This is a genomic window from Promicromonospora sp. Marseille-Q5078, from assembly GCF_050315395.1.
Taxonomy (GTDB): domain Bacteria; phylum Actinomycetota; class Actinomycetes; order Actinomycetales; family Cellulomonadaceae; genus Isoptericola.
Genome location: NZ_JBNPQG010000001.1, coordinates 1,149,711 through 1,160,646 on the forward strand (window position 1 = coordinate 1,149,711; position 10,936 = coordinate 1,160,646).

At 73.1% G+C, this 10,936-nt stretch carries 10 protein-coding genes, 3 tRNA genes and 1 riboswitch; of the genes, 9 read left to right on the forward strand and 4 right to left on the reverse strand.

Annotation, left to right across the window (positions count from 1 at the left end):
- Positions 1 to 49 precede the first annotated feature (49 nt).
- The gene (locus ACQFYA_RS05225; protein ID WP_499122030.1) at positions 50 to 934 is read left to right on the forward strand and encodes a potassium channel family protein; all 885 of its coding nucleotides are present in this window, start codon (positions 50 to 52) and stop codon (positions 932 to 934) included.
- On the opposite strand, the gene ACQFYA_RS05230 is transcribed toward ACQFYA_RS05225, so the two are convergent.
- From ACQFYA_RS05230 to rarD, 3 genes are read right to left on the reverse strand one after another with little or no spacing between them, the layout of a single operon-like run.
- Positions 898 to 1,842, reverse strand: a complete 945-nt coding sequence (locus ACQFYA_RS05230; RefSeq protein WP_499122032.1) for an HAD family hydrolase — start codon at positions 1,840 to 1,842, stop codon at positions 898 to 900. The genes ACQFYA_RS05225 and ACQFYA_RS05230 overlap by 37 nt on opposite strands.
- Entirely contained in the window at positions 1,839 to 2,336 is a 498-nt protein-coding gene (locus ACQFYA_RS05235) for a YajQ family cyclic di-GMP-binding protein (RefSeq protein WP_499122033.1), read from the reverse strand. Before ACQFYA_RS05235 ends, ACQFYA_RS05230 begins: the two co-directional genes overlap by 4 nt.
- Before the next feature lie 25 nt (positions 2,337 to 2,361).
- Positions 2,362 to 3,300, reverse strand: coding sequence for an EamA family transporter RarD (rarD, locus tag ACQFYA_RS05240; RefSeq protein WP_499122034.1), 939 nt, complete (start codon positions 3,298 to 3,300; stop codon positions 2,362 to 2,364).
- Positions 3,301 to 3,414: 114 nt separating this feature from the next.
- Between rarD and ACQFYA_RS05245 the strand changes: the two genes are divergently transcribed.
- The 7 genes from ACQFYA_RS05245 (at position 3,415) to ACQFYA_RS05275 (ending at position 7,382) form a co-directional block, all read left to right on the forward strand.
- Positions 3,415 to 3,496, forward strand: a tRNA-Tyr gene (locus tag ACQFYA_RS05245).
- Positions 3,497 to 3,638: 142 nt separating this feature from the next.
- Positions 3,639 to 3,711, forward strand: a tRNA-Thr gene (locus tag ACQFYA_RS05250).
- A 62-nt stretch (positions 3,712 to 3,773) separates the two neighbouring features.
- Positions 3,774 to 3,847, forward strand: a tRNA-Met gene (locus ACQFYA_RS05255).
- 90 nt (positions 3,848 to 3,937) lie between these two features.
- Positions 3,938 to 4,108, forward strand: a complete 171-nt coding sequence (rpmG, locus tag ACQFYA_RS05260) for a 50S ribosomal protein L33 (RefSeq protein WP_013837798.1) — start codon at positions 3,938 to 3,940, stop codon at positions 4,106 to 4,108.
- 26 nt (positions 4,109 to 4,134) lie between these two features.
- A complete protein-coding gene (locus tag ACQFYA_RS05265) occupies positions 4,135 to 4,593 on the forward strand; it encodes an FAS1-like dehydratase domain-containing protein (RefSeq protein WP_499122036.1) in 459 nt (152 codons plus the stop codon).
- Positions 4,593 to 5,018 (forward strand): MaoC family dehydratase, encoded by a 426-nt coding sequence (locus tag ACQFYA_RS05270; RefSeq protein WP_499122038.1) that lies wholly within the window; start codon positions 4,593 to 4,595, stop codon positions 5,016 to 5,018. The genes ACQFYA_RS05265 and ACQFYA_RS05270 overlap by 1 nt, the downstream gene beginning before the upstream one ends.
- Before the next feature lie 153 nt (positions 5,019 to 5,171).
- Positions 5,172 to 7,382 carry an N-acetylmuramoyl-L-alanine amidase gene (locus tag ACQFYA_RS05275; RefSeq protein ID WP_499122039.1) on the forward strand — a complete coding sequence of 737 codons (2,211 nt, stop codon included), beginning with the start codon at positions 5,172 to 5,174 and terminating at the stop codon, positions 7,380 to 7,382.
- 176 nt (positions 7,383 to 7,558) lie between these two features.
- On the opposite strand, the gene ACQFYA_RS05280 is transcribed toward ACQFYA_RS05275, so the two are convergent.
- A complete protein-coding gene (locus ACQFYA_RS05280) occupies positions 7,559 to 8,878 on the reverse strand; it encodes a C39 family peptidase (RefSeq protein ID WP_499122040.1) in 1,320 nt (439 codons plus the stop codon).
- 153 nt (positions 8,879 to 9,031) lie between these two features.
- Positions 9,032 to 9,136: riboswitch (TPP riboswitch) on the forward strand.
- Between ACQFYA_RS05280 and thiC the strand changes: the two genes are divergently transcribed.
- Positions 9,133 to 10,872: a phosphomethylpyrimidine synthase ThiC gene (thiC, locus tag ACQFYA_RS05285; RefSeq protein ID WP_499122041.1), complete on the forward strand. Its 1,740-nt coding sequence runs from the start codon at positions 9,133 to 9,135 to the stop codon at positions 10,870 to 10,872. Its footprint overlaps the riboswitch before it by 4 nt.
- The last annotated feature ends 64 nt before the right edge of the window (positions 10,873 to 10,936 follow it).

Genomic DNA, 10,936 nt, shown 5'->3' on the forward strand with positions numbered 1-10,936 from the left:
GGCCGGTTCGGGCGGCGGGTCACCGGCGCTTCTGCGAGGCTGACCAGCGATGTCCCCGTCGATGCCCGACCCGGTGCCGGACGCCGCGTCCACCTCCGACCGTCCGCCGGCCGACCCGCCGGCCCCGGCTGGCGGCAAGGCGCGCCTGCGGCGCTGGCAGGCCCGCACGGAGCGGCCGCTGACGGTGCTGGGGCTCCTCTTCCTCGTGGCCTACGGGGTGCCGATCGCCTGGCCCGCCGCGCCGGCGGACGTCCGCGCGGCGTGCACCGCGGTCCTCGCGCTGACCTGGATCCTGTTCGTCGTCGACTACGTGGTCCGCGTGCGCCTGGCGCCCCGCGCCTGGGTGTACGTACGCGGGCACCCGCTCGAGCTGGCGGTCGTGGTGCTCCCGGTGCTGCGCCCGCTGCTGCTCATCTCGGTGGTGATGCGGCTCAACCGGGCCAACGCGGTGCGCCTGCGGGGCAAGGTGGTGCGGTTCGCGGCGGCCGGCACCGCGCTCCTGGTGCTCGTCGGCGCGCTGACCGTGACGCAGGCCGAGCGCGGCGAGCCCGGGGCCAGCATCGTCAACCTCGGCGACGGGTTCTGGTGGGCGATGGTCACGGTCACGACCGTCGGCTACGGCGACATGGTGCCCGTGTCCCCGACGGGCCGCGTCATCGCCGTCTGCCTCATGGTCGGAGGAATCGCCCTGCTCGGCGTGGTGACGGCGACGCTCTCCTCGTGGCTGGTCGAGCGGGTCACCGCCGTCCCGGCCGACGACTCGTCCGGTGCGGCGCCCGCCGAGGCGCCGATCGGCATGGTCTCCCCGGCTCAGGTCGCCCTGCTGGTCGCCGAGGTGCAGGCACTGCGCACCGAGATCCTGGCGGGGCAGCGCCGCGACGAGCAGGAGGAGGGGCGTCAGCGGGGCGTGGCCCCCGACGGCCCGGAGTCCTGAGCGGGCCCGCCCGGCCCGTCGAGCACGGCCTCCAGCGCGGCCGCCACGCCGTCGTCGTCGTTCCCGGGGACGACGACGTCCGCGCAGGCGAGCACGTCCGGGTGCGCGTTGGCGACGGCGTGGCCGCGGCCGGCCCAGCGCAGCATCGGCAGGTCGTTCGGCATGTCGCCGAAGGCCCACACGTCGCGCGCCTCGACGCCCAGCCGGGCGCACCAGCGCGCGAGCGCGACGTCCTTCGTGACGCCGGGCGGCAGGAGCTCGGCGAGCCCGGCGGCGCCGGAGTAGTGCAGCTCGGCGCGGCCGCCGGCGACGGACCGGACCCGGTCGAAGAACTCCTCCTGCACGGCGTCGCGGACGTCGCCCCGCTGGACCACGCCGAAGCCCTGGGCGGTGGTGCCGGGCCGGACGGCGAGGAGCTTGGCGACGGCGTCGTCCCCGCGGCGCAGGGAGTCCTCCACGGGGGCGCCGCGCAGGGCGCGGTCCAGGCCGGGCTCGCCGTCGGGGAACCACGGGTCGAAGGCGGGCCCGCGCACGGTCTCGACGGCCAGGCCCACGCCCGGCACGGACTCGCGGAGCTCCGCGACGAGTGCCTGCACCACGCCGTCGTCGAACCCGCAGGCGTCCAGCGCGCGCCCGCTCGCGAGGTCCCAGACGGCGGCGCCGCCCAGGCAGATCACCCGCCCGTGGCCGCCGACGAGGTCGGCGAGGGCGTCGAGCCAGCGTGGCGGGCGGGCGGTGACGAACACGACCTCGGTGCCGGCCGCCTCGGCGGCGGCCAGGGCGCGGCGGGTGCGCGGGGAGACCGCGCCGTCCGAGCGCAGCAGCGTGCCGTCGAGGTCGGTCGCGACGACGCGCGGCAGCGTCGCCCGCGCACCCGTCGACGCCACGGCCGTGCCCGCCTGCGTCACCGGTAGTTGACGAACTGCAGCGCGACGTCGAGGTCCGCGCCCTTGAGGAGGGTGATCACGGCCTGCAGGTCGTCGCGCGACTTGCTGGTCACGCGCACCTCGTCGCCGGTGATCTGCGTCTTGACGCCCTTCGGGCCCTCCTCGCGGATCACCTTGGTGATCTTCTTGGCGTTCTCGCCCGCGAGGCCCTCCTTGAGCGCGCCCGCGAGGCGGTAGGCCTTGCCGGACGACTGCGGCTCCTTGTCGTCGGTGTCGAAGGCCTTGAGGGAGACGCCGCGCTTGATGAGCTTGGTCTGGAAGACGTCCAGCGCGGCGAGGACGCGCTCGGAGGAGTTCGCCTCGATGACGATGGAGTCCTGGCCGCTCCAGGCGATGGACGCGCCGACGCCCTTGAAGTCGTACCGCTGGGAGATCTCCTTCACGGACTGGTTGAGGGCGTTGTCCACCTCCTGGCGGTCCACCTTGCTCACGATGTCGAACGACGAGTCGGCCATGAGGAGCTCCTTCGGCTCGGTCGGGTCAGGGTTCGGGGACCACCGTAGTGCGTGCGGCCCTCGCGAGACGGGCGGCGCGGGCCTGCCGGGTGCCGTCGACGCTGAGGATCACGAGGGCCACCCACACCAGCGCGAACCCCGCCCACCGGGTGGGCGGCATGTGCTCCCCGAAGACGAGCAGGCCGAGCAGGAACTGCAGGACGGGCGTCAGGTACTGCAGCATCCCCAGCACCGACAGCGGAAGCCGGCGGGCGGCGCCCGAGAACAGCAGCAGCGGCAGCCCGGTGATGACGCCGCAGGCGGCGAGCAGCAGGGCGTGCCCCGGGCCCTCGGTGGTGAAGGTGCCGGCGCCGGTGGCGCCGAGCCAGACGAGGTACGCCAGCGCGAACGGGGCGGCGACCACCGTCTCGGCGGCGAGGCCGGGCAGCGCGCCCACGTTGCGGCCCACCCGGTTCTTCACCAGCGAGTAGAGCCCGAACGCGCCCGCGAGCACGAGGGCGATCCAGGGCAAGCCGCCCACCCCGGTGGAGATCACGACGACCGCGGCGGCGCCGAAGCCCAGCGCCACCCACTGCGCGACGCGCAGCCGCTCGCGCAGGACGACGACGCCGAGCAGCACCGTGAGCAGCGGGTTGATGAAGTACCCGAGCGCGGCGTCGAGCACGTGGTCGGAGAGCACCGCGTACACGTACGTGGTCCAGTTCACGATGATCAGCACGGACGCGACGGCGAGGATCCCCATCGTGCGGCCGTTGCGCAGCACGGCGACGAACGACCCGAACGTCCGTGTGACGACGAGCAGCAGCACGCAGAAGACGAGGCTCCACACCACGCGGTGGGCGATGATCTCGACCGGCCCGGCGGGCTCCAGCAGGGGGAAGAACAGGGGCATGGCGCCCCACAGGACGAACGCCGAGAGCCCGAGCGGCAGGCCCCAGCGGTCGGGGGAGGAGGGGGTCGTCACGGGCTCACCGTAGCCGGGCGCCGGGCGCGTGACGCGGGCCACCGGGCGACGATTTCTCGGTCGGACGTCCGGGGCGCTATGGTTCTACCCGCGAGATCGTGCGCGGTCTTGCACGGCAGGTTGCCCGAGCGGCCAAAGGGAGCTGACTGTAAATCAGCCGTCATCGACTTCGGGGGTTCGAATCCCTCACCTGCCACCGCGACGGACGGGGCGCCACCCTCGGGTGACGCCTCGTCCGACGTCTGGAGAGGGTCTGACGACCCGGTGCACGGTGTGATCGAGTGGGCATCCCCGCAGATTTCACCAGGTGCCGGGAGCCGTGTAGAGTCTTCTCCGCTGCCCCGATAGCTCAGTCGGCAGAGCGTCTCCATGGTAAGGAGAAGGTCAAGGGTTCGATTCCCTTTCGGGGCTCTGTGACAATGCGCGGGGCCGCCCTCCGGAAACGGGCGGCGGTCTCGCGTTAAGTCACGCGCGGCGGGGTAGCTCAGCTGGTCAGAGCGCACGACTCATAATCGTGAGGTCGCGGGTTCGAGCCCCGCCCTCGCTACCGACATCATCACGGTTCGACGGCCGGCGTCGGACCGACCTGTTCCTTGACGCACGTTGCGCCTTCCGGCGGCGCGAGAGGTGACACACCATGGCTTCCAAGAGCGCGGACGTCCGCCCGAAGATCACGCTCGCCTGCGTGGACTGCAAGGAGCGGAACTACATCACGAAGAAGAACCGTCGTAACGACCCCGACCGTCTCGAGCTGGCGAAGTTCTGCCCGCGCTGCGGCAAGCACACGTCGCACCGCGAGACCCGCTGACGCGGTCGGCACGACCCCGCACCGACGTGGCGAACCCCGACTTCGCTGGCCGCGAGTACCCGGCCACTGCTCCCTACAGCGTGGGGCGCGAGAAGATCCGTGAGTTCGCCTCCGCCGTCGGTGCACTGGACCCCGCGCACCACGACATCGTGGCCGCGCGGGGTCTCGGTCATCCGGACCTGGTCGCGCCCCCGACGTTCGCCGTCGTGGTGGCGCAGCGCGCCGAGGCGCAGTACGTCCAGGACCCGGCCGCCGGCATCGATTTCTCCCGCGTCGTGCACGCCGACGAGAAGTTCGTGCACCACCGCCCGATCGTCGCCGGCGACGAGCTCGTGACGGTGCTGCACGTGGACTCGGTGACGCAGCGGGCCGGCATCGCGATGGTCACGACGCGCTGCGAGGTCGCCGCGCTGGTGGCGGACGGCGAGCTCGAGCCGGTCTCCACCGTGACCTCGAGCCTCGTGATCCGCGGGGAGGACTCCTGATGACCCGGCCTGCCCTCGCGGAGCTGTCCGTCGGCGACGTCGTCGCGACCGGGACGGTGGAGCTCGACCGCGCCGGCCTGGTGCGGTACGCGGGCGCCAGCGGCGACTTCAACCCGATCCACTGGGACGAGTCCTTCGCCACCGAGGTCGGGCTCCCGGGCGTCATCGCGCACGGGATGCTCACCATGGGCTCCGTCGTCGGCGTCGTCGCCGACTGGGCGGGGGACCCGGGCGCCGTCGTGGCGTACCAGACCCGCTTCACGAAGCCGGTCCCCGTGCCGCAGCGCGGCACCGCGGCCGTCGAGGTCACCGCGACCGTCGGCGCGATCGACACCGACGCGGGCACGGTCCGCGTCGACCTCACGGTGACCCACGAGGGCGCCAAGGTGCTGGGTCGCTCGCAGGCGACCGTCCGCCTCTCCTGACCCGCCCGCGCGACCTGCCCGTCGTCGCGCGGTGATCCCGCCGCCACGTGCGGCGGGATTTTTTACGTCTAGCACTTCCCATGAAACGGGATTTCACGGTTCGATGACGTGGTGCGCCCCGAGCGCACACCGTCCTCGAGAGGAGCACTCCCCGTGAGATCCGTACGACGACGCACCACCGGGCTGGCAGCCGCCGGCCTCCTCATCCCCCTGGTCACGATCCCGGCGGTCACCGCGGGGGCGGGGCCGTCGGCGCCCCCCGCCTCCGACGTGAGCTGCGACGCCGTCGTCGCGGCGCCGGACCAGGAGTCCGCGTTCGCCGCCGCGAGCGACGCCACCGGGGTCCCCGCCGACCTCCTCAAGGCCGTCTCCTACATGGAGTCCCGCTGGGACCAGCACGCCGGCGAGCCGAGCGCGGACGGCGGCTACGGCCTGTTCAACCTGCTCGACCACGCCGCCGAGGCGCCCGACGGGGCCGGCAAGGACGCCGCGACCCGCGCGGCCGTGAGCGAGCTCGACCGCGCCGCCGCGCTGACTGGGCTGCCGGCCGCGGAGCTGCGGTCCGACGCGGCGGCCAACACCTGCGGCGCCGCCGCGCTCCTCGCCTCCTACCAGGAGGCGGCGGGTCAGCCGGCCGGCGGGGGCCTCGCGACCTGGGGCACCGCCGTCGCCCGGATGAGCGACGCGCCGACGTTCGCCGACCGAGTGTTCGCCACCCTGCGCACGGGCGAGGCGCGCACCACCGACGACGGCGGCGTCACCCTGGCGGCGCGGCCGGACGCCGCCCTGCCCAGGGCGACCACGAAGGCCGCGGGCGACCCGGCGGCAGACTGCCCGCCCGGCCTCGGCTGCGAGTGGCTGCCCGCGCCCTACGCGAAGGAGAGCCCCGACCTGCCGGACGACACCGGCAGCTACGGCAACCACGACCAGGCCGACCGCACCGGCGAGGGCGGCCCGTCGATCGACTACATCGTCATCCACGACACCGAGACGGCCTACGAGCCGAGCGTGCGCCTGGTCACCGACCCCACGTACCTGGCGTGGAACTACACGCTGCGCTCGTCGGACGGGCACGTGGCCAACCACCTCGAGCCCGCCGACGTCGGCTGGCACGCCGGCAACTGGTACATGAACATGCACTCGATCGGGCTGGAGCACGAGGGCTGGGCCGGGACGTCGGGCTGGTTCACCGAGTCGATGTACCAGTCGTCGGCCGAGCTGGTGCGCTACCTCGCGGCGACGTACGACGTGCCGCTCGACCGCGCCCACGTCATCGGGCACGACCAGGTCCCCGGCATCCTGCCCGGGTACACGAAGAGCGTGCACTGGGACCCGGGCCCGTACTGGGACTGGGAGCACTACTTCGAGCTCCTGGGCGCGCCGATCGGCAACGGTCTGGACCCGACGACGGACGTCGCGCCCGGCGACGTCGTCGAGGTCGTCGCGGGATACGACGACAACGCCAACCCCGTGACGGGCTGCGAGCAGGCGTCACCCGGCTCGGGCGACTGCGTCGCGGGCGCCGGCACCAACTTCGCGCTCGCCTACCAGCAGCCGTCGCTGGACGCGCCCTACGCCCGCGACCCGGGCTGGAAGCCCGACGGCGCGGACGGCACCACGCACGCCAGCGACGTCAGCGCGCGCGTGACCTCGGGCCACAAGCTCGTCGTGGCGCAGGTGCAGGGCGAGTGGCTCGGCGTGTGGTGGGCCGGTTCGCTGGCCTGGATCCACAACCCGGCCGACCGGCCCGTCGTCGTGCCCAGCACCGGGCAGACCGTCACGGTGAGCGGGGACGAGGCGGCCGCGATCTACGGCCGCGCGTACCCGGAGGCCGCGGCGTACCAGCCCTACCCGGGCATCGCCCCGCAGGCCGTCACGCCCATCGAGTACACGATCGGCACCGACCAGAGCTACGTGGTGTCCGACGATGACGTGTCGACCGACTACTACCGGGCGGTCTCGTTCGACGGGTCGGCACCCGACGACCGGACGGACGTCCGGGGCGACGACGCGTACTACCAGCTCTGGTACGCGCACCGGCAGGTGTTCACCCGCGCCGCCGACGTCGTCCTGCACGACCCGGTGGTCACCGACGTCGAGGGGCCGAGCATCGAGGGGAAGGCGAAGATCGGCCGCACGCTCACCGTCGACCCGGGGGAGTACCTGCCGGACTCGCGGCACCTCCGCGTCGAGGTGCAGTGGCTGCGCGACGGCGAGCCCGTGCGCGGCGCGGACGGCAGGCGCTACCACCTCACCGGCCGCGACCGGGGCGCCGACATCTCGGCCGAGGTGACCGTCTCCGCCCGCGGGTACACGTCGGCGACGTTCGTCTCCGACCCCGTCGGTCCGGTGCGTTCGCACTGACGCCGAGCCGTCGGTCGAGCCTGTCGAGACCCGCGAGGTAGTCCGGATCTCGCCGAGGTAGTGGACTGGACCACTACCTCGGCGAGATCTGGACTACCTCGCGGGGATCTGGACTACCTCGGCAGGCTGTGAACTACCTCGGCAGCTCGGTCTCGACGGGCCCGACCGGCGAGGGGTCACCAGTTGGGCGTGGCGCCCGGGACGTTCCGGGGCAGCGTCACCTGGTGCGGGTGGATGACGTACGTCAGGCCGTCGGTGGAGGTCTGCCAGACGCGCTCGAAGTTCTCGCGCGTGTAGACGTTCCGCACGTCGGCGTCAGTGGCCTTGTTGGGGTCGTTGATGACCGGGTCGCCGTCGGCGGTGAAGCCCACGATGGTCACGAGGTGGCCGTTGGTGCCGTACCCGGCCTCGGGCATCTCCTCCTCGGCGAACCTGATCGACACGACCAGCGGGATGCCCGCCGCGACGAACCGCTCCGCCTCGGCCAGCGACCGCAGCCGCGTGACGAACGACTCGAGCCCGTACCGGTGCGCGTACGCCGTGTTGAACGGCCAGTTGCCCGCGCCCTCGTACGTGTAGTCCCACGCGCCGATCGCGGCGTGGTCCACCTGCGGGTCGCCGTTCGGCGCCACGATGTCCGCGAGCTCCGCGGCGGGCACCTGGTGCTTGCGGCCGTAGGAGTACTGGATCATCGTGGTCGACGTCGGCGAGCACCACACCTGGCCGCCGCCGCCGAACTCCGGGTACTCGCCGATGTGGACGAGCTGCGAGTAGCCGGGCACGTCGAGCTCCACGGCGCGCCCGAGCGTGAAGTCGCTGGTGCCCGTGTAGGCGGACGTGGGCAGGTACTCGTTGGTCATCGTCGTCACGCCGGCCAGCCGCGGGGTCGCCGTCGACCCGGCCGGCCGGTACAGGGTGACGCGCGTCTGGAACGCCTCGGGCTCGCGCCCTGTGCGGGCGACGAACGTGTCGGTGGACAGGGCGGCGTCGTCGTCGCTCTGCCCGTCGACGGAGGTGCGGTGGATGTCGCCCACGGAGCCGTCGGCGGGCGCGAAGTCGTCCCCGGACGCCCAGCGCCCCATGACGAACCACGTGGTCCACGCGCCGTCGGCCTTGCGGCCCCGGAACTCGGTCTCGACCCACGTGCCGGTGGGGGTGGTGGCGTTCCACGAGGTCACGGACTCGTCCAGCGCGTACCCGGTCTCGACGACCGGCGAGGTCCAGGTGCCCGTCTCGTACGCCACGGCGGACCCGTCGCCGAACGGGTCGGTGTAGTCGGTGGTCGGCCCGCCGGAGCCGCGCACGACGAGCGTGCCGCCGGCACCGGGGCGCAGGTTCTCCCAGGTGCCGCGGCGCAGATCGGCGACGCCGTCCCAGTGCGTGGTGGTGATCTTGTTGCCGGTCGGCTCCTGGTCCTGCGACGGCGACGCGCCGGCCGCGCCCGCCGTCGGCGCGATCACCGCTCCCGCTGCCAGGGCTGCCGTCGTCGCTCGCATCAAGCTCCTTCGCGCCATGCCTGTCATGGGTCCCTCCCCGGGACGGGGGCGGTGGACGGTCCCCACCGCCCTGATGGCGAAGACTTTCCCAGATCCTGTGGCCCGTGTCACGACTTTGCGTGCGCGGGCCTCGGCCCGGTGCTAGCGTGACCGGCGATCCCACGGGTGCCCTCGCAAGGGCTGAGATCGGGCTGATGCGGCCCGGACCGTCGAACCTGACCGGGTCATGCCGGCGTAGGAAGTTGGAGAAACAGATGCACACTGCACCGTCGCGCGCGCTCGCCCACCTCGACCGGGACGGGATCCGCGTCCCGGTCACCGAGATCCGGCTGGCGCCCTCACCCGACGGCACCCCCAACCCGCCGGTCCGCGTCTACCGGACGCAGGGCCCGGGCGGCGACCCCACCCGCGGCATCGCGCCCCTGCGGGAGCCGTGGATCGAGGCCCGCGGGGACACCGGGACGTACGCCGGCCGGGCGCGCGACCTCGCCGACGACGGCCGGGGCGCCCGGCGCCGGGGTGCGGCGTCGGCGGAGTGGCGGGGCGAGGCGCGCCCGCCGCGCCGGGGCCGCGAGGGCGCCGTCGTCACGCAGATGGCGTACGCCCGGCGGGGCGAGGTCACCGCCGAGATGCGCTTCGTCGCGCTCCGCGAGGGCGTCGACGTCGAGCTGGTCCGCAGCGAGGTCGCCGCGGGCCGCGCGATCATCCCGGTCAACGTCAACCATCCGGAGTCGGAGCCGATGATCATCGGCCGGGCGTTCGCGGTGAAGGTCAACGCGAACATCGGCAACTCCGCCGTGCACTCCTCGATCGCGGAGGAGGTGGAGAAGCTGGAATGGGCCACCCGCTGGGGCGCGGACACGGTGATGGACCTGTCCACCGGCGACGACATCCACACCACGCGGGAATGGCTGCTGCGCAACTCCCCGGTCCCCATCGGCACGGTGCCGATCTACCAGGCGCTGGAGAAGGTGGACGGCGACGCGTCCCGGCTGAGCTGGGAGGTGTACCGGGACACGGTGATCGAGCAGTGCGAGCAGGGCGTGGACTACATGACGGTGCACGCGGGCGTGCTGCTGCGCTACGTGCCGCTCACGGCCGACCGCGTCACCGGCATCGTCAGCCGGGGCGGGTCGATCCTGGCCGGGTGGTGCCTGGCGCACCACGAGGAGAACTTCCTGTACACGCACTTCGACGAGCTGTGCGAGATCTTCGCGCGGTACGACGTCGCGTTCTCGCTCGGCGACGGCCTGCGGCCCGGGTCGCTCGCGGACGCCAACGATGCCGCCCAGTTCGCCGAGCTCGACACCCTGGCGGAGCTGACCCGGCGCGCGTGGGCGCACGACGTCCAGGTGATGGTCGAGGGCCCCGGGCACGTGCCGCTGCACCTGGTGCGCGAGAACGTGGAGCGCCAGCAGGAGCTGTGCGACGGGGCGCCGTTCTACACGCTCGGGCCGCTCGTCACGGACATCGCTCCCGGCTACGACCACATCACCTCGGCCATCGGCGCGACGGAGATCGCGCGGTACGGCACGGCGATGCTCTGCTACGTCACGCCCAAGGAGCACCTCGGCCTGCCGGACCGCGACGACGTGCGCACGGGCGTGGTGACGTACAAGATCGCGGCGCACGCGGCGGACGTCGCCAAGGGGCACCCGGGCGCGCGCGACCGTGACGACGCGCTGAGCAAGGCCCGGTTCGAGTTCCGGTGGCGCGACCAGTTCGCGCTGTCCCTCGACCCGGACCTGGCCGAGGAGTACCACGACGAGACGCTGCCGGCGGAGGCGGCGAAGACGGCCCACTTCTGCTCGATGTGCGGGCCCAAGTTCTGCTCGATGCGCATCTCGCAGGACATCCGCGACGAGTTCGGCGGCGCGGCCGCCCAGGCGGAGCGCGTGGGACCGGAGGCGGCCGCGGCCGGCATGGCGGCGAAGTCGGCCGAGTTCCGGGCCGCCGGGGGAGAGGTCTATCTCCCGACGCCGACGGTGCGCTGACCCGGCCGGCCGTGGGCGGGACGTGTGTGAGATGACTCTCGCCGCGTCCCGCCCACATGCCGGA